20 protein-coding genes and 2 pseudogenes are annotated in these 20,177 nt (G+C 72.1%); 7 read left to right on the top strand and 15 right to left on the bottom strand.

The window, feature by feature from the left end; all coding sequences use genetic code 11:
* Positions 1-76: 76 nt before the first annotated feature.
* The 7 genes and pseudogenes from LV78_RS29850 to LV78_RS29825 all read right to left on the bottom strand — a co-directional run bounded on the left by LV78_RS29850 (position 77) and on the right by LV78_RS29825 (position 7,528).
* Positions 77-691 carry a hypothetical protein gene (locus LV78_RS29850; protein WP_253849211.1) on the bottom strand — a complete coding sequence of 205 codons (615 nt, stop codon included), beginning with the start codon at positions 689-691 and terminating at the stop codon, positions 77-79.
* Between the two features lie 17 nt (positions 692-708).
* Positions 709-1,959, bottom strand: coding sequence for a WXG100-like domain-containing protein (locus tag LV78_RS29845; RefSeq protein ID WP_253849208.1), 1,251 nt, complete (start codon positions 1,957-1,959; stop codon positions 709-711).
* Positions 1,959-2,267 (bottom strand): type VII secretion target, encoded by a 309-nt coding sequence (locus LV78_RS29840; protein ID WP_253849206.1) that lies wholly within the window; start codon positions 2,265-2,267, stop codon positions 1,959-1,961. The genes LV78_RS29845 and LV78_RS29840 overlap by 1 nt, the downstream gene beginning before the upstream one ends.
* On the bottom strand, positions 2,264-2,785 hold the full coding sequence (locus LV78_RS41815) for a YbaB/EbfC family nucleoid-associated protein (RefSeq protein WP_253849204.1): 522 nt from the start codon (positions 2,783-2,785) through the stop codon (positions 2,264-2,266). The genes LV78_RS29840 and LV78_RS41815 overlap by 4 nt, the downstream gene beginning before the upstream one ends.
* A gap of 131 nt (positions 2,786-2,916) precedes the next feature.
* Positions 2,917-4,164: pseudogene (locus tag LV78_RS42185) on the bottom strand (putative bifunctional diguanylate cyclase/phosphodiesterase); the annotation flags it as partial.
* Between the two features lie 117 nt (positions 4,165-4,281).
* Positions 4,282-5,778, bottom strand: a pseudogene (locus LV78_RS42180) (PAS domain-containing protein); the annotation flags it as partial.
* A 571-nt stretch (positions 5,779-6,349) separates the two neighbouring features.
* Positions 6,350-7,528, bottom strand: coding sequence for an NAD(P)-dependent malic enzyme (locus LV78_RS29825; protein WP_253849200.1), 1,179 nt, complete (start codon positions 7,526-7,528; stop codon positions 6,350-6,352).
* A gap of 314 nt (positions 7,529-7,842) precedes the next feature.
* Here LV78_RS29825 and LV78_RS29820 point away from each other — a divergent pair, with 314 nt between their 5' ends.
* The gene (locus LV78_RS29820; RefSeq protein WP_253849198.1) at positions 7,843-8,439 is read left to right on the top strand and encodes a dTDP-4-dehydrorhamnose 3,5-epimerase family protein; all 597 of its coding nucleotides are present in this window, start codon (positions 7,843-7,845) and stop codon (positions 8,437-8,439) included.
* A gap of 34 nt (positions 8,440-8,473) precedes the next feature.
* Here the strand turns inward: LV78_RS29820 and LV78_RS29815 are convergent, their stop codons facing one another.
* A complete protein-coding gene (locus LV78_RS29815; RefSeq protein ID WP_253849196.1) occupies positions 8,474-8,803 on the bottom strand; it encodes a S26 family signal peptidase in 330 nt (109 codons plus the stop codon).
* Between the two features lie 86 nt (positions 8,804-8,889).
* Between LV78_RS29815 and sodN the strand changes: the two genes are divergently transcribed.
* Positions 8,890-9,306 (top strand): superoxide dismutase, Ni, encoded by a 417-nt coding sequence (gene sodN / locus LV78_RS29810; protein WP_015804970.1) that lies wholly within the window; start codon positions 8,890-8,892, stop codon positions 9,304-9,306.
* 97 nt (positions 9,307-9,403) lie between these two features.
* Here the strand turns inward: sodN and LV78_RS29805 are convergent, their stop codons facing one another.
* A complete protein-coding gene (locus tag LV78_RS29805) occupies positions 9,404-10,507 on the bottom strand; it encodes an MrcB family domain-containing protein (protein WP_253849194.1) in 1,104 nt (367 codons plus the stop codon).
* Positions 10,508-10,703: 196 nt separating this feature from the next.
* Here LV78_RS29805 and LV78_RS29800 point away from each other — a divergent pair, with 196 nt between their 5' ends.
* Both LV78_RS29800 and LV78_RS29795 read left to right on the top strand, forming a co-directional pair.
* The gene (locus tag LV78_RS29800) at positions 10,704-11,306 is read left to right on the top strand and encodes a histidine phosphatase family protein (RefSeq protein WP_253849191.1); all 603 of its coding nucleotides are present in this window, start codon (positions 10,704-10,706) and stop codon (positions 11,304-11,306) included.
* 115 nt (positions 11,307-11,421) lie between these two features.
* Positions 11,422-11,997: a DUF5684 domain-containing protein gene (locus tag LV78_RS29795; RefSeq protein WP_253849189.1), complete on the top strand. Its 576-nt coding sequence runs from the start codon at positions 11,422-11,424 to the stop codon at positions 11,995-11,997.
* A gap of 60 nt (positions 11,998-12,057) precedes the next feature.
* On the opposite strand, the gene LV78_RS29790 is transcribed toward LV78_RS29795, so the two are convergent.
* From LV78_RS29790 to LV78_RS29780, 3 genes are all read right to left on the bottom strand, one after another.
* Entirely contained in the window at positions 12,058-12,849 is a 792-nt protein-coding gene (locus LV78_RS29790) for an SAM-dependent methyltransferase (RefSeq protein WP_253849187.1), read from the bottom strand.
* Positions 12,850-13,817: 968 nt separating this feature from the next.
* Positions 13,818-14,570 (bottom strand): S1 family peptidase, encoded by a 753-nt coding sequence (locus tag LV78_RS29785; RefSeq protein ID WP_253849185.1) that lies wholly within the window; start codon positions 14,568-14,570, stop codon positions 13,818-13,820.
* 148 nt (positions 14,571-14,718) lie between these two features.
* Complete coding sequence (locus LV78_RS29780) at positions 14,719-15,120, bottom strand: hypothetical protein (protein WP_253849480.1); 402 nt, start codon at positions 15,118-15,120, stop codon at positions 14,719-14,721.
* A gap of 289 nt (positions 15,121-15,409) precedes the next feature.
* On the opposite strand from LV78_RS29780, the gene LV78_RS29775 reads away from it, so the two are divergent.
* On the top strand, positions 15,410-16,354 hold the full coding sequence (locus LV78_RS29775; protein WP_253849184.1) for a diacylglycerol/lipid kinase family protein: 945 nt from the start codon (positions 15,410-15,412) through the stop codon (positions 16,352-16,354).
* 227 nt (positions 16,355-16,581) lie between these two features.
* Positions 16,582-16,836: a WhiB family transcriptional regulator gene (locus tag LV78_RS29770; RefSeq protein ID WP_015104912.1), complete on the top strand. Its 255-nt coding sequence runs from the start codon at positions 16,582-16,584 to the stop codon at positions 16,834-16,836.
* Positions 16,837-17,136: 300 nt separating this feature from the next.
* Here LV78_RS29770 and LV78_RS29765 read toward each other — a convergent pair whose 3' ends face one another.
* The gene (locus LV78_RS29765; RefSeq protein ID WP_015804977.1) at positions 17,137-18,615 is read right to left on the bottom strand and encodes a PAS domain-containing sensor histidine kinase; all 1,479 of its coding nucleotides are present in this window, start codon (positions 18,613-18,615) and stop codon (positions 17,137-17,139) included.
* A 180-nt stretch (positions 18,616-18,795) separates the two neighbouring features.
* Between LV78_RS29765 and LV78_RS42085 the strand changes: the two genes are divergently transcribed.
* Positions 18,796-18,870: a 50S ribosomal protein bL37 gene (locus tag LV78_RS42085; protein ID WP_096498094.1), complete on the top strand. Its 75-nt coding sequence runs from the start codon at positions 18,796-18,798 to the stop codon at positions 18,868-18,870.
* Between the two features lie 144 nt (positions 18,871-19,014).
* On the opposite strand, the gene rsrA is transcribed toward LV78_RS42085, so the two are convergent.
* Together rsrA and LV78_RS29755 are read right to left on the bottom strand one after the other, a co-directional pair.
* Positions 19,015-19,407, bottom strand: coding sequence for a mycothiol system anti-sigma-R factor (gene rsrA, locus LV78_RS29760; protein WP_253849181.1), 393 nt, complete (start codon positions 19,405-19,407; stop codon positions 19,015-19,017).
* Positions 19,404-20,063 (bottom strand): sigma-70 family RNA polymerase sigma factor, encoded by a 660-nt coding sequence (locus LV78_RS29755; protein WP_253849179.1) that lies wholly within the window; start codon positions 20,061-20,063, stop codon positions 19,404-19,406. The genes rsrA and LV78_RS29755 overlap by 4 nt, the downstream gene beginning before the upstream one ends.
* Positions 20,064-20,177 lie beyond the last annotated feature (114 nt).

The raw sequence follows: 20,177 nt of genomic DNA, 5'->3' as shown, positions 1-20,177 counted from the left end.
CACCCCCCGCCGGGCAGCACGAAGGCGATGAGACCCGGTTCGCCGCTCCGCTTCGCGGAGTTCGCTCGCCCGGCCATCAGGTGGAATCCTTCTTCAGCGGAAACTTCGGCCCTCGCGGCGGGCGTGAGGGCTTGGGCGGCTGCACCGGCGGGGGGAAGATGACCGAGGCCGCCGTGTGCCCCATGGTGAGCAGCAGGTAACCACCCAGGGCGTACGGTCCGAGCGGGGCGTTCTCCCTGTTTGGAATGGTCATCACCGGGGGCAGCAGTCCCCCGCGGTCCACGATCAGCGAAACCGTGCTCCCGACCTCGACCCTCTCCTGCATGCCCGAGTCCTCGTACACGAGCACATCATCACCGCACTGCACCCGGTGCACGAAAAAATCCGGACTGGTCCGTCCCCCCTTCCCCTTTCGCTCGTCGAGGACGAGGCATCCGTCCACCTTCTCGCCGCGAAGCTCGTACCACCACGGCTCCACGTAGCTGCCCAGCGCGAAGAAGGACAGCATGAACACCACGATTCCCAGCGGGAACATGATGAGCCTGCCGAGGAGGAGCGCGGACACGATGAGCCAGGCAACCAGGCCCACAAGACCCGCCACACCCCACTTGGTCTCGGAGAAGACGAAGAGCGGTCCGACGAGGGCCCCGAGCAGCGCGACAACGACGAGGACCGGGTTGCTCCTCTTCACGGAGGGCTTTGTGGCCATCACTCGTCCAGGTATCCCGTCTGGCGCTTGAACAAGGGGGCGGTTCTGCCCGCCTCGTCCTCGGTCCCCTCCGCCTCCAACTCGTCCTGCTTGGCGGTCTCCCGGAGGTAGTCGGCGAGGATCTTCGTCTGGAAACCCCGGTCACCGATGCTGGGCACCGAGTGCGGCGACACGGTCCCGTCCGCGCGGGTGATCGGCTTGAACGGGGTGTAGGCGTCCGCGACGGGAGTGAGTTGGTCGAGCTTGGACACGTGGTGCTGCTCGGCGAACTTCTGCGCGACGTTGCCCGCGTCCTTGTACCGGTCTGCGAACTCCCCCGCTCCCTGCCGCGCCTTGGCCGCGGCATCGCTCAACGACGGCGCCGTGGTCCCCCGGTCGGCCAAGCGCTTGCCGACGTCGTCCAGGCTCTTGCCCAGGTTGTCCAGTCCGGGGAAGCGCGGTGCGCCGGGCGAGGGCGCACCCCCGCCCGCCTTCTTCCCGAAGCGCGCCAGCCCCTTCAGCGCGCGCCCCAGCGCACCGGTGAGCTGCTTGATCCGCCCAAGGACGCGGGTGACAACGCTCACCAGCTTGCTCAACTTCTGCGTGATCTTGCCCAGCACGACCGCCCCGCGCCCGACCGCCCACGCGGTGAACGCGGCGAGGGAGCTGCCGAAGCTGACCACGGAGGACGCGAGCGCGATGACCGCGTTCCGGACGACCTCCCAGACGAACATGGCGATCAGGTCCCGGATGGTGCCCCGGATCGTGGCCGTGATCGTGCCGGCCGTGGCGATCTCCCCGGCGACGGACACGCAGGAGCGGCTGAGCGCCAGCGTCTCGTCCACCAACTGCCCCTGGCTGGCGCGGAACGCGTCGGCTGCCTGCTGCTGCCACCCCGACACCTGGGCGCCGATGGCGTCGTGCTGCGCCTGAGCGATCTTGTCCAGCGCCGCGCCGGTCTCGTTCCACGTCCCCACGGCGGCCTTGATCCGGTCGCCGTCGCCCGCCAGGTAGTCCAGCGGCTCGCGCAGGAAGGACACGTGCTCAATCAACCAGCCGATACCGGCCGTGCCGAGCGCGCCCAGCGGGTCGAGCGCGGCCCCGAGCACGTCAAGGGCGAGCGCGCCGCCGTTCATCGCGATCTCGGCGACGTCCTTGTCACCGTCCCGCGTCAGGGATTCGATCGTCTGGAACAGGGACTCGACCGGTCCCGCCCCAGCCACGTTGTCCGGACTCATCACCCCGTCGCCGAACCCCGTCCACTCCACCATCAGCCCTCACCCCCGAACCCCGCCGCGTTCCCGTCCTCCACGGCCGCGTACTCCGCCGCGGTGGCCCTGGTGTCCCCCGCCGCCTCCCCGTACGCCGCCGCCAGCCGCTCGATCCCCTCGACGACCTCCGCCGCCGCGCTCTCCGCGCCGTTCGCGAAGAACGACAGCAGCACCCCAAACGTCTCCCCGCCCAGGCTCACTCCACCGGCCTTGCCCGCCGCAGCGCCCACCTCGCCGCCGCGCCCGTCCTGCGCCTCGGCGAACGCCTCCAGCTGCCCGGTGACGACCTCGTACCCGCCGCCGCTCACCTGAGCACCGGCCCGAAGCCGTCGTCCTCGTCCGGCTCGCCCCGGTCCGCAGGCCGCCGCGCGGGCGGGGCCGGGGGCGTGGGCGGGGCCGAGTAGCCCGGTCGCGCCGGTCCGGCGCCCCAGGACTCGTCCCGCAGCACGCTGCCCTCCTCGCGCTCCCGCGCCGGGGGCTCCTCGACCTCCTCCACCGGGATGAACCCGGTCAGGAACTCCATCGCCTGCGTCCCGCCGAAGTCCGGTTCCAGCACCGCCGCGACCTGCCGCGCCGCCTGCGCCTGGGCCTGCCGCAGCACCCCCATCACGACCTGCCCCAGCTGCACGTGCGACAGCTCGCCCGCCTTCGGCGAGAACTCGATCGCCTGCACCGCCCCGTTCGGCGCCACGGTCACCGAGACCGCCCCGTCCTTGGCGCGCACGGTCGCCGACGCATGCCGGATCTGCTCCTGCGCCTGCGCCGACCGCGCGGCCAGGTCACGGGCCCTGGCCTCCAACTCGGCGATCACCCGTTCGGGCTCCACGTTTCCCCTCCCCTGACCAGCACGAACACTGGTCCCGGAGCGGGAGTATGGCGCTCACCCCACGATCGAGTGGCCGAAATCCGACAAAAGACCTCGGCCCTGCGCGGCGCGTCACACCGGGAGGGGCGCCCTCACCCGGCCTTGGGGATGTGCAGCGGCCCCAGCGCGAGCACCGCCCGGAACTCCTTCGGCGGCACCGGCCGGGAGAACAACCACCCCTGGTACGCGTCCACCCCGACCCCGCGCAGCACGTGGAACTGGGTGGCCGTCTCGACGCCCTCCGCGACGCACTTGCGCCCCATCGCCCGCGCCATGTCCACCACGGCCCGCGCCACCGCGAAGTCCGACGAGTCGCTGCCCACCCCGGCCACGAACCGCCGGTCCACCTTGATGATCTGCGCGGGCAGGTCCTTGAGCCGCGCCAGCGACGAGTACCCGGTGCCGAAGTCGTCCACCGCGAACTGCACGCCGCGCTCGACCAGCTCCGCCATGGACTGCCGCACCCGCGAGGGCAGGTCGACCAGCGCCGTCTCCACCAGCTCCAGCACCACCCGGTCCCACGGGATGCCCGACTCGGCGATGGTCGCCGACACGATGTCCACGAACTCCGGGTCGCCGGGCACCAGCCCGGCCAGGTTCACCGCCACCGCCACGGGCTTGCCGTCCGGCGCTGGCCAGGTCGCGGCCTCCTTGAGCGCGGTCCGCAGCACCCACCGGTCCAGCTCGCGCAGCAGGTCGCCCTGCTCGGCGACGGGCAGGAAGATGTCCGGCGACAGCAGCCCCCGGTCCGGGTGCGGCCACCGCACCAGCGCCTCGGCGGTCTGCACCGACCCGTCCACGCCGACCACCGGCTGGTAGTGCAGCGCCAGCCCGTCGTGGGCGAGCGCGTCCCGCAGCTGCCCCTCCAGGTGCACCTGCCGGTCGGCCGACGCGATCAGCGCCGCCGACGCCAGCGACACCCGCCCGGCGCCGGACCGCTTGGCCTCGAACATCGCCGCGTCCGCGAACCGCAGCAGGTCCGCGCCGGTGGCGCGCGAACCGTTGGGCACCGCCGCGCCGATCGACGCCGACACCCGGACCAGCTGCCCGTGCACCGGGACGGCCGTGCGCAGCAGCCCGGCGACGCGGGTGGCCAGCGCGTCCACGCCGCCCACCGCGTCGATGTTCTCGCAGATGATCACGTACTCGTCGCCGGACAGCCGGGCCGCCGTGCACCCGTCGGGCAGCCCGCCCTCCAGCCGCCGCGCCAGCGCGACGAGCAGCTCGTCACCGGCGTCGTGGCCGAGGGAGTCGTTGACCCGCTTGAAGTTGTCGATGTCGCAGAACAGCACCGCGACCTTCGCCCGGTCACCGCCCTCCAGCAGCTCGCCGAGCAGTTCCTTGACCAGCGCCCGGTTCGGCAGGCCGGTCAGGTCGTCGTGGGTGGCCTGGTGGCGCAGCGCCTCGGCGGTGCGGCGGCGCTCGGTGATGTCCTGGAAGACGATGAGCCAGAACCGCCTGCCGTCGTCCTGCACGGACAGCGCGATGTGCAGCTCGCAGTAGACCCGCTCGCCGTCCGGCCTGACCAGTATCCGCTGCGGGATCTTGTGCGCCCGCTCCGCGCCGAACTCGGTCATCCGGCTGACCGACTGCAACCGGTCGTCGTTATCGGCCGGGTCGGTCAGCTGCTCGGCGGTCATGCCGCGCAACTGCTCCAGATCCATGCCCAGCAGGTCGCACAGCGCGTCGTTGGCCTCCACCAGCCGCTCGCCCTCGTCGAACAGCCCGATGCCGACCGGGGTCAGCGACACCAGGTCGGCGAACCGCTGGCTGGAGCGCTGCATCCGGGTCTCGGCGACGCGCTGCTCGGTGATGTCCTGCGCGGTGCCCACGGCGAGCGTGCGCCCGTCCGGCCCGTTGATGACGACGCCGTGGCTGCGGAACACCCGCACCGCCCCGTCGCGCCGCACGATCCGGTGCTCGCACTGCACCGGCGTCTCCTCGGTGGCCAGCTGCTGCCACATGTCGTCGACCCAGCCCCGGTCGTCCGGGTGCACCAGGTCCAGGTAGGTCCGGTACGTGGTGCGCTCGTCGCGCGGCACGCCGAACAGCTCGGCGAGCATGTCCGACCACACCACCTCGCCGGTCGCGAGGTCCCACTCCCACACGCCGAGCCTGGCCGCGCGCTGGGCGTCGGCGAGCCTGCGCCGGTCCTCGCGCAGCTGACGCTCCATGGCCCGCGCCTCGGTGACGTCCTGCACGGTCCCGTGCAGCCGCACCGGGGCGCGCCCGCCGGGTTCGCGCTCGACGCGGGCGCGGCACACGTAGACCCGCTCGCCCAGCTCGCTGCGGACCTCGGCCTCCTGCGTGCGGCCGTCCTTGGCGCGCAACAGCTTCCGGCGCAGCTCCAGCAGGTGCGGGCGGTCGTCGGGGTGCACGCCGCCGAGCAGGTCGTGGCGGTCGGGCGAGACGCCGAGCGCCGAGTACATCTCCAGCAGCACCTCGCTGCGGTGCAGCGAGCGGGCCCGCACGTCGTAGGTCCAGCTGCCGATGCGGGCGATCCGCTGCGCCTCCAGCAGGCGCGCGCGCTCGGTGGCCAGCGCCCGGTCGGCGCGCCACTGCTCGGTGATGTCCCTGATGAAGCCGGTGATCAGCCGGGCGCGGCCGTCGGCGCGCAGCTCGGCCTCGGCGACGCCCCTGATCCAGCGCAGCTCGCCGTCCGGCCGGATGACCCGGTAGACGATGTCTATCGGCGCGCCGGTGATCTCCCGGTTGCTCCAGTAGTTGGCGACCACGTCGTGGTCGTCCGGGTGGGTCACGTCGAGCACGGCCTGCGCGCCGGGCACGACCGAGCCCGGCGCGATGCCGAGCAGCTCGTAGTGGGTCTCGGACCAGACGGTCGCGCCGGTGTCCGGGTCGTACTCCCAGGAGCCGATGGCGGCCACGCGCTGGACCGCGCGCAGCCGCCGCTGCTCGTCGCGCAGCTCGTCGGCGGACTTGGCCAGGTCGGACACGTCCACGAGCAGGACGGTGCTGAACCCCGGCTCGGCGGCCGGGACGCGCACGACCCGCACGGCGACCCCGGCGCCGTCGGCGCGGGTGAGCCGGTGCTCCGGCGGGTCGCCCGCGAGCAGCTCGCCCAGGGGGCGGCCGACGAGCGCGTCGGGGTCGGCGACCCCGGCGAGCACGGCCACCGCGACGTTGGCCCGGACCACGACGCCCTCGGGGTCGCACAGCAGCGAGGGCGGGTCGGGCAGCGTCACGCCGCCCAGCGCGACGGCCTCGGGTCGCGCAGGCCCCTCGGGGTCGTCAAGCACCACTGGAGCGCGGCCAACCCGCTTGGGCACGGTCCCACCTTCCCGTGTCTGGGGGCGGGGATGCCCGGCCCGGCCGCTGCCCCGTGGACCACCCGCGAAAGCGGTCCCCTCGACCGGGGATCGTTCCCCCGGAAGAGAAGGACGCTAGCGCCTAGCAGCGTCACGTCCCACCCCTTAACGGACTAACGATTGAACCCGATCGTGGCGTCGTTTTCCCGAGAAGAAGACGGACAGCGTCGGCCGGAGCTCTCCCAACTCCGACAGGGGATCAGGCTACTCCGTCTTCGGCCGCTGCCAAGGCCACAGCGGCGGCGACTTCCGGCCCGACCCTGGGGTCGAGCGCGCTCGGCACGATCCGGTCCACCGCGAGGTCCTCGGCGGCCACGGCGGCGATCGCCCCGGCGGCGGCCAGCTTCATGCCCTCGGTGATGCGCTTGGCGCCCGCGTCCAGCGCGCCCCGGAAGATGCCGGGGAAGGCCAGCACGTTGTTGATCTGGTTGGGGAAGTCGCTGCGCCCGGTGGCCACGACGGCGGCGTGCCTGGCCGCGACCTCGGGGTGCACCTCGGGGTCCGGGTTGGACAGCGCGAACACCACGGACCCGGCGGCCATGCTCGCCACCTGCTCCTCGGGCACCTGCGCCGAGGAGACGCCGACGAACACGTCCGCGCCGCGCAGCGCGACGTCCAGGCCGCCGCGCAGCCCGCTGCCGTTGGTGAGCGGGGCCAGCTGCTCCTTCACCGGGTTCAGCCCGGCGCGTCCGGCGTGGATGATCCCGCGCGAGTCCACCAGGGTCACCTCGCCCGCGCCCGCCGCGAGCAGGATGCGGGTGATGGCGACGCCCGCCGCGCCCGCGCCGGAGACGACCACGCGCTGGTCGGCGATGTCCTTGCCCAGCACGGTGTTCGCGCCGCGCAGGGCGGCGAGCGCGACGACCGCCGTGCCGTGCTGGTCGTCGTGCATGACCGGCACGTCCAGCGCCTCGATCAGCTTCGCCTCCAGCTCGAAGCAGCGCGGGGCGGAGACGTCCTCCAGGTTGACCGCGCCGAAGGACGGGCGCAGCCGGACCAGGGTCTCGACGATCTCGTCCACGTCGGTGGTGTCGAGCACCAGCGGGATGGAGTCGAGGCCGCCGAAGGTCTTGAACAGCGCGGCCTTGCCCTCCATGACGGGCAGCGAGGCGCGCGGGCCGATGTCGCCGAGGCCCAGCACGGCGGTGCCGTCGCTGACCACGGCGACCAGGCGGCCCGCCCAGGTGTAGCGGTCGGCGAGCGAGGGGTCCTGCGCGATGGCGCGGCTGACCCTGGCCACGCCGGGCGTGTAGGCGATGGAGAGCGCCCTGGGGTCGGCGAGCGAGGCGGTGGCCCCGACGGCGAGCTTGCCGCCCTCGTGGGCGGTGAAGATCTCGTCGTCGGTGAGCTGGACTGGGGTGTCGTTCACTGCGGTCACTTGACCTGGTCCTTCCTGCGGCGCGTGAGGCCGGTCAGCACTCCGGATCGCGTTGTCGCGCGTGATCGACGGGGCCGTTCGGTGTTAATGGAGCGCGAACCACCCATTCGGGGTCGAGTTGCGACCGAATGGTGGTCCGCGAAGCCTGGGTTCGCCAGGTGTGGCAGCGTAGGGCATCACCGAGTGCGGTGGGGATCACACCATCGCAGCAGGTCAGGGGCTTCTTCCAGAACGCTCGTCCGGTTTGGCGCGCGGTTCGGCGGATTTGCGCAGGCAGGATCGGTCAAGACCCGTAATGAACTAGGGTGACGCCCATGCAGGCACGCGAGTTGCGAATTCCCGGTGCGTTCGAGTTCACACCTTCGGTTTTCCCGGACGACCGCGGCTTCTTCGTCGCCCCGTTCCAGGAGTCCGCGTTCGAGCGGATCACCGGGCACCGCCTGCGGGTCGCGCAGGTGAACCACTCGCAGTCCAGGCGCGGGGTGATCAGGGGGCTGCACTACGCGGACGTGCCGCCGGGGCAGGCGAAGTACGTGCACTGCCCGCGCGGCAGGCTGCTGGACGTGGTGGTGGACGTCCGGGTCGGGTCGCCGACGTTCGGGCAGTGGGACGCGGTCGAGCTGTCGGCGGAGAAGTTCAACGGGGTGTACCTGCCCGAGGGGTTCGGCCACGCGCTGATGGCGCTGGAGGACGACACGGTCACCGCGTACCTGTGCAGCGAGGGCTTCAACCCGAAGGCGGAGCGCGGCGTCGACCCGCTGAGCCTGGACCTGCCGTGGCCGGAGGGGATCGAGCCGGTGCTGTCCGAGAAGGACGCGCAGGCGCCGAGCCTGGCCGAGGCGGAGGAGCGGGGCCTGCTGCCGGACTACGAGGAGTGCGTCCGCTGGTACGCGGGGCTCAAGCGCGCCTGACCCCCGCCACCCGCGTCACCCGTCCGGCTCGGCGTCACCCGTCCAGCTCCGCGCCACCCCCGGCCCACGGCGACTTCCCCAGCCGACCGGGCCGGGGCCACACCCGGAACCGCACGACCCCGAGCACCTCGGCCGGTCCCAGCTCGCGGGAGTCGGTGGAGGCGAACGGGTTGTCCCCCTCGACGTGCCACCCGGTCCCGGCCCCGTCCGCCCGCACGGCCCGCTTGACCGAGAGCTGGCCGGGCCGGTGCGCCCACCTGACCAGCACGACGTCCCCGACGCGCGGCGACCGCCCGTGCGCCACGGAGACGAGATCACCCGTCCGGATGGTGGGGTGCATGGAGGGCCCGCGGACCCTGAGCATCCCGAGCACGATCACCTCCGACTGCCCGACCGGTTCACTCGGAGTAGTGTTCCGCACGTCGGAGCATCCATTGTCAGGGAGGAAAGATGCGACTTCTGTCGCGCATCCGTGAACTCCACCGCGCGATCCCGGAGGCCACCGCGCACTGCGACCTCCCGTGCGGTGTCTACGACCCGGCCCAGGCCAGGATCGAAGCGGAGTCCATCAAGGCGGTCCAGGAGAAGTACCAGGCCAACGAGGACCCGGAGTTCCGCCAGCGCGCCGTGCTGATCAAGGAGCAGCGCAGCGAACTGGTGAAGCACCACCTGTGGGTGCTGTGGACCGACTACTTCAAGGCGCCGCACTTCGAGAAGTACCCGCAGCTGCACGACCTGTTCAACCGCGCCACCAAGGCCGCGGGCGCGTCGGGCACCAAGGGCAACATGGACCCGGCGACGGGCCAGCAGCTGCTGGACCTGATCGCGGAGATCGACAAGATCTTCTGGGAGACCAAGCAGGCGTGAGCTAGCGCAGGCTGCCCCGGCGCCCGCCCCCGCACCACCGGGAGGCGGGCGCCGTTCCCGTTTCCGGGGCCGTTCCCGTCTCCGGGGCCGCTCGCGATCAGGCGGTCTCCCCGTCGACCGGCACGACGTCGTGCCCGACCGCGTACTGGTACGACACCGGCGTCAGCCGCTCCTCGTCGATCCGCCACGGGTGCGCGACCCGGACCTCGCCCCCGGACGCCGCGCAGGTGGCCCGGTCGAGCGAGATCCCGCTCACCACGACGAGCACCGAGTCCCGGTGGTCCCGCCGGTTGAGCTCGACCTCGTTGCGCGTCAGCACGATCCGGCTGTCCGCGCCCCAGGCCTGCGTGGTGCCCTTCACCTCCACGAACAACCGCTCGTCACCGCGCCGCGCGTCCAGGTCGTAGGACCGCACCGCGCCCACGTCCTCCACCTCGTACCCGAGCCCCTCCAGGTGCTCGGCGGCCAGCAGCACGGCCCGCCCCTCGACGGCCTTGCGCTCGGCGGCGGACCGCAGGAACCCCTGCCCCGCCCGCCGCCTGCCCGCGACGACCTCAGCGGCGCTCTCAGCCTCGGCGACCTCGGGCGCGCGCCCGTCCCGGTGGTGCAGCTCGGCCAGCACCCCGAGCAGGAACGCCAGGTCGCGCTCCAGCACGTCCTCGTCCGGCACCTCGCCGACCGGGTAGTGGAACCCGGCCACGGTGCCCGCCTCGTAGGCGGGGCCGAGCTGCGAGCGCCGGGCGTCCAGGGAGATCTCGGTGACCAGGTCGGGCCGCAGGTCCAGCAGGTCCCGCAACCGCTCCCTGGCGACGGCCGTGCTCCGCCTGAGCTCGTCGTGCGGCAGCGGGTGGAGCTCGTCGTTCTCCCACCTGGTCGCCCCCTTGCCGAGGTTCAGGTAGGCGCCGTCACCCTGGGCGTTGAACAGGTAGACGAGGTACCAGCCCTTGGTGGCCGAGGGCGACCTGCTGTGCGAGTAAACCCGCGCCCACGGGATCTCGCTCTTGCGACCGGTCCCGTCCCGCGCCTCGACCCGCAGGTCGCCGATCGGCTCCGGCAGCTCCGCGTCCAGCCGCTCGACCCGCGCCCTCAACCAGCGCGTGATCCCGTCGCGCACCAGCTTGCCGCGCTCCTGCATCTCGACGGTGTTCTCCTGGCTCCACACCGGCTGGAGCTGCAACACGCCCTGTAGCAAATCCTGCACGGTTGAACCATAAGCGCGTCATCACATCGGCGGGTCCATTCACGCACCGCACGCCCCTCCCGCCCCACCCGCGCGTCCCCCACCACCCACCCGGTCGACCAGTCCCCCAGCCGCGTTCACGTCGTGTCCCCGAAGTGCGCTATCCCACCCCGCTCGACCCCCGCGCCCGCCCCGCACCGCCACTACGCTCGTGATCGTGACGGCCCACCTCTACCTCGTGCGGCACGGCCAGACCGCTTGGTCCGAGAGCGGCAGGCACACCGGGATCTCGGACGTGCCCCTCACCACCCACGGCGTTCAGCAGGCCAGGCGCGCGGGCGCCGTGCTGGCCAGGCTGCGCGGAACCGACCTTCCCCCCGCCCTCGCGCTGTGCTCCACCCGCGAGCGCTCCTGGCGGACCGCCGAGCTCGTCGGGCTCGAAGCGGAGAAGACCGAGGCGCTCGCCGAGTGGGACTACGGCGACTACGAGGGCCTCACCACCGAGCAGATCCGCGAGCAGGTCCCCGGCTGGACGGTCTGGACGCACCCCTGCCCGAACGGCGAGACCGCCGAGCAGGTGCGCGACCGGGCCGCGCTGGTGGTCGACGAGGCGCGCACCGGGTTGCGCAAGGGCGACGTCGTGCTGGTCGGCCACGGGCACTTCACCCGCGCCGTGATCGCCGCGTGGCTCGGGCTCGGGCCGGAGGACGGGGTGCGGTTCGCGCTCGACCCGGCGGGCATCGCGGTGCTCGGGGACGAGCGCGGGGTGCCCCAGGTGCGGTCGCTGAACGTGCCCGCCTGGGAGCTCGCGAGCGACTGACCGGCGGTGGCGCCGCGGTGGGGACGGCCCCACCGCAGCTCCCGCGCGCATGTCGGGAAGCTCACGGATCGCTCAACCGCCTTCGCCCGAACGGCGGAACGGTCACCCTCTTCTGGTGCATCTCACCCAGCAGTACGACTACCAGTACCAGTACAGCGCGAGCGTCGAGCTGAGCCCGGTCGCGGTGCTCCTCATCGTGCTGTTCAGCCTGGCCTTCGGCGCGATCACGGTCGTGTCCATGTGGCGCGTCTTCACGAAAGCGGGCTACGAGGGCTGGATCGCGCTCGTGCCCGTCTACAACACCCTCACGGTGCTGCGGATGGCGGGCAGGCCGGACTGGTGGCTGGCGCTGCTCTTCGTCCCGTGCGCCAACATCTTCTTCGTCTTCACCGTCATGGCCGACCTGGCCCGCTCGTTCGGCAGGTCGTCCGCGTTCGGGATCTTCGGCCTCGGCTTCTTCGGGGTCATCGGCTTCCCGGTGCTGGCCTTCGGCAACGCGACCTACCGGGGCCCGGCGGCGCTGCACAAGTACCAGGGCAGTTACCCCCAGCAGGGTTACCCGCAGCCGGGCTACCCGCAGCAGGGTTACGCACAGCCGGGTTACCCCCAGCAGCCCGGTTACCCGCAGCAGCCCGGCTACCCCCAGCAGCCGGGTCACCCCCAGCAGGGCGGCTACCCGCCCCAGTACTGACCGGACGCGCCGCGCGCCCCCGCGACCCGGCCGCGCGGCGCCCCTCGACGATCAGGCGCCTCAGCGCCGCACCCCCACCACCCCGTACGACACGGCCTCGACCCCGAACTCCGGCTCGTCGCCCTCACGCCGCCACTTGGACGACAGCACCAGCCCCGGCTCCAGCAGCTCGAACCCGTCCAGCAGCACCTCGACCTCGGCCTTGCTCCTGGGCGTGAGCGGGTGCGCGTCGGTCGCGACGCCGAGCAGCTTGTCCACCACCTCGGGCTGGAAGTCCGCCGTGAGGTGGGTGAACACCAGCAGGCTGCCCGCCGCCATCACGTCCCGGTACCCCGCGACGACCCGCTCCGGCCGGTCGGCCGCCACCAGGCACGGCAGGATCGCCACCATCAGCACCGCGACGGGCGCCGTCAGGTCGAGCAGCTCGCGGCACTCCGGCGAGGCCAGCACTGCGGCCGGGTCGCGGACGTCGGCCTCGGCCATCGCCACACCGGCCCGACCGCGCAGCATCGCGCGGGCGTGCGCGACGGTGGCGGGCTCGTTGTCCACGTAGACCACGCGGCAGTCCGGGTCGACCTCGTGGGCGACCTCGTGCACGTTGCCCGCCGTGGGGATGCCGGAGCCGAGGTCGAGGAACTGCCGGATGCCGCGCTCCAGGCACAGCTTCACGGCGCGCCGCAGGAACGCGCGGCCGTGCTGCACCATCGCGTCGGCGGGCACCTCGCTGACCGCGCGGACCGCGAACTCCCGGTCGACGGCGAAGTTGTGCGCGCCGCCGAGGTAGTAGTCGTACAGCCGAGCCGCGTTCGGACGGTCCCGGTCGTCCGACACCGGTCTCGGGGAGTTCTGCACAGCGCACCTCACCCTGCCTGGACTGCGAAGCGGCGCGAACGCCTGCGAAACCGTATCCGGGCTACTCCGTTCGTGTCCATCCGCCAATCGTGAACACGAAGGGTGATTGCTGCTGGTCTAAGGGGGCTAACCACTCGTCCGAGGGTCATCCCGACGGGCCCCGATCCCCCGGTTGGAAGATCGACAACTCGCAGCTCAGGCCCTCGGGAGCCCCGCGTGGAACTCCCTGTAACGGTCGATGGCGCGAGTCAGCGGAAATGCGACACACAACACCGAATGGGGGAAACGAGCGCGCAACTCCGGGTGAGGGGGAATCGGACCGCGCACAGCCCGCAACCGGGCACAAAACCCCGAACGCGGGGGGCGGGCGCGAACACGACCCCGGCCGGACGCGGGTGCGCGAGGAGCGGCGCGGAGGGCGAGAAGCGGACACCGGGCGGGCAGCCGCGCGCCGTCGAGCAGGCAGGCCACCGCGCCGGGAACTGCCCACTGCCTGCGGTCGGCGGTCGGCAGTTCCCGGACGGACGAACGCGGGGCGAACCACCCGCCGAAGACGATCGGCACGGCTTCGGAAAGCCGATGCCCCGCAACCACAACCCCGAAGACCACCGCACCGGACCGCCCGGCTCACCGCTCCCCGGCACGAACTACCCGACTCACCGACCGCACCGCCCCGCGCGACTCCCCACCTCCGTCACGAGGCCGCGCGATCCCCGCCTCCGCCCCAGAACACGCGACTCCCAGCCCTCAGCTCCCGCGCGATCCCCCGCCTCCGTCACAAAACCGGGCGGCTCCCAGTCCCTCCAGCCCCCACGTGACGCCCACCTCGGCCACAAACCCGCGCGCCCCAGCCACCTCAACACCCCCGAACGCGCCAGAGCGGCGGTCCCCCCGAGGGGACCGCCGCTCCGCCGACTCACCTCCGGGTCACCCACCGAGCCCCAGCCCGGTGGCGGCGACCCGCAGGATCACACGCCCGCGTACTGCCGGATCCACGTCCGGTACTGCCCGACAGCCGTGTAGTTCGACACGCTCGACCGGTCGCTCGTCGACGCCACGCCGACCTGGTAGTACCTGCCGTCCACCGGGCTCGTCGCGAACATCGGGCCGCCCGAGTCCCCGCCCGCCGCGATGCCGTTCACCCGGCGCACCGAGATCGCGACGCCGCCCCGGTAGTCGCGCCCGTTCACGGTCGACACCCGCGTGTCCGCGACCTTCAGGTACCGCGACTGGCAGTTGATCTCCGGCTGGTTGGTGCACGTGGCGCCCCACCCGTACAGCTGCACGGTCTGCCCGTTCGCCACCGCCGAGTTGGTCCCCAGCGGCGAGTAGGTGGCGGTCACCGAGCGGTCCAGCTTCGCCAGGGCCAGGTCGACCGACGGGTGCTGGATGATCTGCGTCGCGGTCGCCACCGTGCCGCCGCTGCTCTGGTCGAGGCTGCCGATGCGGAACGTGTAGGTCGCCGAGCTGGCCACGCAGTGCTGCGCGGTCAGGATCCAGGTCGGCGCGATGATGGTGGCCGAGCAGTTCTCCCGGCCGTTCGCGAACAGGCGCGCCGCCCACGGGGCGTTGCTCGCGGTGCCGCCGCCGATGATGGCGGGCGAGAGGTCGTCGGGGACGGGGGCCGCGGAGGCCGCCGGGGCGATGGCGGTCACGGCCAGTGCGGCCAGGAGCGCGGCGCCGGTGCTGATGGCCGCGGACAGGGCGCGGGGCAGTCGCATTGAGTCACCTTCGGACGCAGGGGCGGTTGCAGGGGGTGGCGAATTCGCCACGCACAGCATCACCCGTCACGGTGAGTCGTCCAACCCCCCGATCGTCGGCGGGCAACCAGACGATCAGCGGGGGTCGGACGTCCCAACCGGCGTGCCGCTAGTCGTCGTCCGACTCGTGCAACCCGAGCGCCCACCCGCGCGCCGCGTTCGTGAAGAGCAGGTAGATCACCCCCACCGCGTAGACCCCGATGAGCGCTCCCCAGAGCTGCCTGCCGGAGGGCCCGTACATGTACCAGGCGACCCCGAGCAGGAGCAGTTGTACGACGAGCGCGGGGGTGCGGCCCCAGCCTTTGCCCAGCGCAAGGCCTACGCCGACCGCGACGACGCCGGAGCAGAGCACCGCGAAGTACGCGGCCTCGCCGAGCACCTGACCGCGCTCCACCTCCGGCGCGAACGACCGCGCGACGAGCGCGATCGCGAAGCCGAGACCGACCAGTCCTTGCACGATCGTGAGCGCCCCGGCCGCGCGCACGGCGCCGGGTACCCCCCGTTCCACCATCACGCTGGCCCTTTCCTCACCGTGCGTACTCGTCACGGATCGTAGGCCACCCGGTTGGCGAGTCCCGTTCGGCCGTCCGGCAGGCGAAGATCAAGGGGTCTCTTCGGCGAGCCGACGGTCGGGTCGGGGTGCACTTGTCGAAAAGCACGGCAGCACGTCAGGGAGGAGCGTCGCGGCCGGCCGGTGACCGGCCGCAGAAGATGAGATGGGCCACTTTCGTGCGCGTCAAGACCTCTCATTGGGGGAACAACCCCCGATGCCGGGTCACCAACTGTCCTACTCTTCAGGTGTGCGCGCACTACTGGTGGTCAACCCACAGGCGACGGCGACTACGCCCGCCGGCAGGGACGTGCTCGCGCACGCGCTCGCCAGCGAGGTGAAGCTGGACGTCGTCGAGACCGACTACCGGGGGCACGCGGCGGACGCCGCCGCGCGATCCGTGGCGGAGGGCTACGACCTGGTCGTGGCCCACGGCGGTGACGGCACCGTCAACGAGGTCGTGAACGGCGTGCTCCGAGGTGGCGCCGACCGACCGCTGCCGATGCTGGGCGTGGTGCCCGGCGGTTCGGCGAACGTCTTCGCGGGCGCGCTCGGACTGCCCCGCGACCCGGTGGAGGCGACCTACCGCCTGCTCCAGTCCGTCGAGCACGGCACGAGCCGCCGCGTCGGCCTCGGCCGGGTGGCCTCGGCCGGCGGCAGCGAGGACCACGACCGCTGGTTCACCTTCAACGCGGGCGTCGGCTGGGACGCCGACGTCGTCGCGGGCGTCGAGGAGCAGCGCGCCAAGGGCCGCGTCGCTGGCCCCGTCCTGTACGCGCGCACCGCGCTGGCCAGCTACTTCAGCCAGCGCAGGCACGAGCCCGCGCTCACCGTGCAGATCCCCGGCGAGCCCGTCTTCGAGGACATGCGACTGGCCTTCGTGTCGAACACCGACCCGTGGACCTACCTGGGCGACAAGCCGCTGCGGCTCAACCCCAGCACGTCCTTCGACGGTGATCTCGGCCTGTTCGCGCTGCACGGCCTCGGATTGCCGACGGTTCTCCGCTACTTGACGCATCTTCTCGTCACGGACGGGAATCCCAAGGGCGAGAACCTGTTGCGCCGGGACGATGTTGCGTACATTCGGGTGACGAGCCAGGAACCGGTCAACCTCCAGGTGGACGGTGACCTGCTCGGGACCTGCACCGAGGTGGAGTTCACCTCGGCGCCAGGCGTGCTCACGGTGGCCGTGTGACCGTGGCGTGACCACTACGCCACCCAAACGCGATTTTCCCCACGGGATAGCCGCCACGCACTGAAAGCCCAGGTGAACGCGGCCGATCTTTCGGGTGAGTTCACTCACCGGGTTGGATCTAACCTCTTGACATCCCGCGCGTTCGTGAAAGCATTCACAAGCACCCCAAAACCGACCGCTGACGAGTGGCGTGCCTACGAGCGCGCCATAGCTGAGGAGTAGTTCCAATGGACTGGCGCCACCGCGCGATCTGCCGCGACGAGGACCCGGAGCTGTTCTTCCCCGTGGGGAACAGTGGTCCTGCGCTCCTGCAGATCGCCGAGGCGAAGACCGTGTGCCGCCGCTGTCCCGTCGTCTCCGACTGCCTCGCGTGGGCGCTGGAGAGCGGCCAGGACGCGGGCGTGTGGGGCGGGATGAGCGAGGACGAGCGTCGCGCGCTGAAGCGCCGCAACGCCCGGACCAGGGCTCGCAGCAACGCCTGATCGGCAAGCCTCGAAACACAGCACCACAGCTCAGCACCGAAGCAAGCACTGCCCGCGCGGCGGCTCGAAGCCCGCGCAGGACGAGCAAGGCAGCACCACCAGGCGGCAGCTTGAAGCACTGCCGCCGCCCGTGAGGCACAGGTCAGCGCGGTAGGACCGCGACCTGCGAGCCCACCGGAAGCTAGCTCGAAGGGCCCGACACCGTGCCAGGTGTCGGGCCCTTCGGCCTTGTTGCACACCCTCCCGCATGACCACGTGACCACCCCTGAGGAAGGCCGTCACGCGTGCACGAGCAGTAGTCTAACGCCGCGCCCTGAGGGGCACGCGCAGGACCGCCTCTGTACCGCCTCGGGGCCTGCGGCGCAAGCTCAAGGAGCCTCTCAATTCGGACTCGACGAGCGTCCGGACGATCTGCAGCCCGAGCCGGTCCGTGCGCTCCAGCGAGAAGCCCTGCGGCAGTCCGCGCCCGTCGTCGCAGATCAGGACGTCCAACCACTTCGCCGACCGCTCGGAGTGCACGACCACCTCACCGCGCTGGCCGGGGCTGTACGCGTGCTCGAAGGCGTTCTGCACCAGCTCGGTCAGCACCATCACCAGCGGTGTCGCCAGCTCGGCCTGCACGATCCCGAACTTCCCGTCCCGGCGCACCACGACCTGCGACTCGGTGGCCGCCACGTCGCTCATCATCGGGATGACCTTGTCGACCACGTCGTCCAGGTCGACCCGCTCGTCCACCGACATCGACAGCGTCTCGTGCACGAGCGCGATCGAGGTGACCCGGCGCACCGACTCGGCCAGCGCCTCCCGCGCCTCCTCGCTGGAGGTGCGGCGGGACTGGAGCCGCAGCAGCGCGGCCACGGTCTGCAGGTTGTTCTTCACCCGGTGGTGGATCTCGCGGATCGTGGCGTCCTTGGACATCAGCGCCCGGTCGCGCCTGCGCACCTCGGTGACGTCCCGGCACAGCACGAGCGCGCCCGCCGCGCTGCCCCTCGGCCGCAGCGGCAGCGCCCGGAACAGCACCGCCGCACCGCGACGCGACTCGGCCTCGATCCGCATCGACGGCTGCCCGTCGAGCGCGGCCCTGATCCGCTGCGCCACCTCGGTGGCGTCGAACGGGTCGCCGATCAGCGAGCGGGTCAGCGGGGCCAGGTGCACGCCGATCAGGTCGGCGGCGTGGCCCATGCGGTGGTAGGCCGACAGCGCGTTGGGGCTGGCGAACACCACGGCGCCCGACGAGTCCAGGCGCACCAGGCCGTCGCCCACGCGCGGGCTGGTGTGCACGTCGGGTGACGGCTCGGTGGTGGGGAACGTGCCGTCCGCGATCATCTGGCACAGGTCGGCGGCGGAGCCCAGGTAGGAGATCTCCAGCGGGCTGGGCACGCGCGGCACGGCCAGGTTCGTGTTGCGGCTGAGCACGGCGATGACCTCGCTGCCCAGCCGGACCGGGATGGCCTCGCGGCGCACCGGGACGCCCAGGTGCCAGCGCGGGTCCTCCTCGCGGCAGATCCGCACCTCGGCGATCGCGCGGCGCAGCTGCGGGTGCTCGTCCACCGGGACGGTGCTGCCGACGACGTCCTCGGGGTGGGCGGTCGGCGCGGTGGTCGGGCGGGCCTGGGCGACGCACAGGAACGTGCCGTCGTCCAGCGGCACCCACATGAGGAAGTCGGCGAACGACAGGTCCGAGAGCAGCTGCCACTCGGCGACCACGAGCTGCAGGTGGTCGGCGGCGACTCCGGACAGCTTGGTGTGCTCGGCGAGCAGGTCGGTGAGCGTGGACAGGTTGTGCTCCTAACTCGACCACCGCGATGAGGTCGGCTCCCGCTCCACGGCCGCCCTGCGACACCGCGGTGCGAACGGGCTCTGCCAGCCATCCAACCACGGTTCGGAGACCGTGCCGCCGGCGGTCAGGTGACGCCGTGTCACACTTGGGTGAAGCACTGTTAGCTGGAGGAGAACCCCATGTCGAAGCGTGCCCGCAAGCGTCGTGACCGCAAGAAGGGCGGCGCCAACCACGGGAAGCGCCCCAACGCCTGAGGTCGCTGACCTGGCGAAAGGCCCCGGAGACCTGGTCTCCGGGGCCTTCGGCGTTCTTGGGGCCGGGTGGACCGCCAGCTCCGACCCGGCGGACCGGTCGGGGGCCGCGCGGGCTCCCGTGGCCGGTCTGCGGCCGGTCCGGGGTCAGTCCGAGGACGCCCTGGGGGAGCTGGGAGCCGTTGTCGTGGCGGTCGTCACCTCGACGTCGACCCGGCGGACCTCGGTGACGACGCCGTCGGCGCCCTCGCGCGAGGCCGTCGTCTCCCGCACGGTCGTCTCCCGGACCGTCACGGTCTCCCGGATGCGGGCCCGCAGCCTGGCCTTGAGCTCGTCCGGGGCGAGGTCGCCGCCGCACTTGCGGGCGAGCAGCGCCTTCAGGTGCTCCTCCAGCCCGTACTCCTCCAGGCAGGGGTGGCACTCGTCCAGGTGCGTGGCCAGCAGCTCGCGCCGGGCCTGGTCGCACTCCTGGTCGAGGAACAGCCACACCTCCGACAGCACCTCGGAGCAGTTGGTCTCGTGGTGCTCGCCGCAGCTCATCGTCCCGCCACCTCCTGCTGACCGCCGCGCAGGAAGCCGCGCTCGCGCGCGGTGTCGGCCAGCTGCTCGCGAAGCTGCCTGCGGCCCCGGTGCAACCGGGACATCACGGTGCCGATCGGGGTGCCCATGATGTCAGCGATCTCCTTGTAGGCGAAACCCTCCACGTCCGCCAGGTACACCGCGATGCGGAACTCCTCGGGCAGGCGCTGGAGCGCCTCCTTGACGTCGGTGTCCGGCAACCGGTCCATCGCCTCGACCTCGGCCGAGCGCAGCCCGGAGGAGGTGTGGCTCTCCGCCTGCGCCAGCTGCCAGTCGGTGATCTCCTCCGTGGGCTGCTGGAGCGGCTGGCGCTGCTTCTTGCGGTAGCCGTTGATGTAGGTGTTGGTCAGGATCCGGTACAGCCACGCCTTGAGGTTCGTGCCCTCGGAGAAGGACGCGAACGCGGCGTACGCCTTGAGGTAGGTCTCCTGGACCAGGTCCTCCGCGTCGGCGGGGTTGCGCGTCATCCGCAGCGCCGCCGAGTAGAGCTGGTCGAGCATCGGCATCGCGTCGCGCTCGAACCGCGCTGCCCGCTGGTCAGCCGTCTCCTCGCCGTGCGCCTGGCCACGCGGTGTGGCCCCGTTCTCGGCGGCCTGTGCTCGCGCTGCTGGTGGCACCGCTCTCCCCGTGTTCGCGGCTGTCTGGGTCGCGTTCGAGGATACGCGGCGGTCACCCGGGCGGCAGAGCGCCGACCCGCGCGGGGGCCGGGCCTTGGCCTGCCTGCCGACCTG

The sequence above is a fragment of the Actinosynnema pretiosum genome (assembly GCF_024171695.1).
Lineage (GTDB): Bacteria > Actinomycetota > Actinomycetes > Mycobacteriales > Pseudonocardiaceae > Actinosynnema > Actinosynnema pretiosum.
Note: the sequence above shows the minus strand (reverse complement) of the source record. Positions and strands in the feature narration are given on the sequence as shown.

Excerpts from the sequence above, each read along its gene's own strand:
- LV78_RS29845 (WP_253849208.1), bottom strand. The coding sequence starts at position 1,959 with ATGGTGGAGTGGACGGGGTTCGGCGACGGGGTGATGAGTCCGGACAAC.
- LV78_RS29820 (WP_253849198.1), top strand. The coding sequence starts at position 7,843 with ATGCAGGCACGCGAGTTGCGAATTCCCGGTGCGTTCGAGTTCACACCT.
- LV78_RS29815 (WP_253849196.1), bottom strand. The coding sequence starts at position 8,803 with ATGCTCAGGGTCCGCGGGCCCTCCATGCACCCCACCATCCGGACGGGT.
- sodN (WP_015804970.1), top strand. The coding sequence starts at position 8,890 with ATGCGACTTCTGTCGCGCATCCGTGAACTCCACCGCGCGATCCCGGAG.
- LV78_RS29785 (WP_253849185.1), bottom strand. The coding sequence starts at position 14,570 with ATGCGACTGCCCCGCGCCCTGTCCGCGGCCATCAGCACCGGCGCCGCG.
- LV78_RS29780 (WP_253849480.1), bottom strand. The coding sequence starts at position 15,120 with ATGGTGGAACGGGGGGTACCCGGCGCCGTGCGCGCGGCCGGGGCGCTC.
- LV78_RS29770 (WP_015104912.1), top strand. The coding sequence starts at position 16,582 with ATGGACTGGCGCCACCGCGCGATCTGCCGCGACGAGGACCCGGAGCTG.
- rsrA (WP_253849181.1), bottom strand. The coding sequence starts at position 19,407 with ATGAGCTGCGGCGAGCACCACGAGACCAACTGCTCCGAGGTGCTGTCG.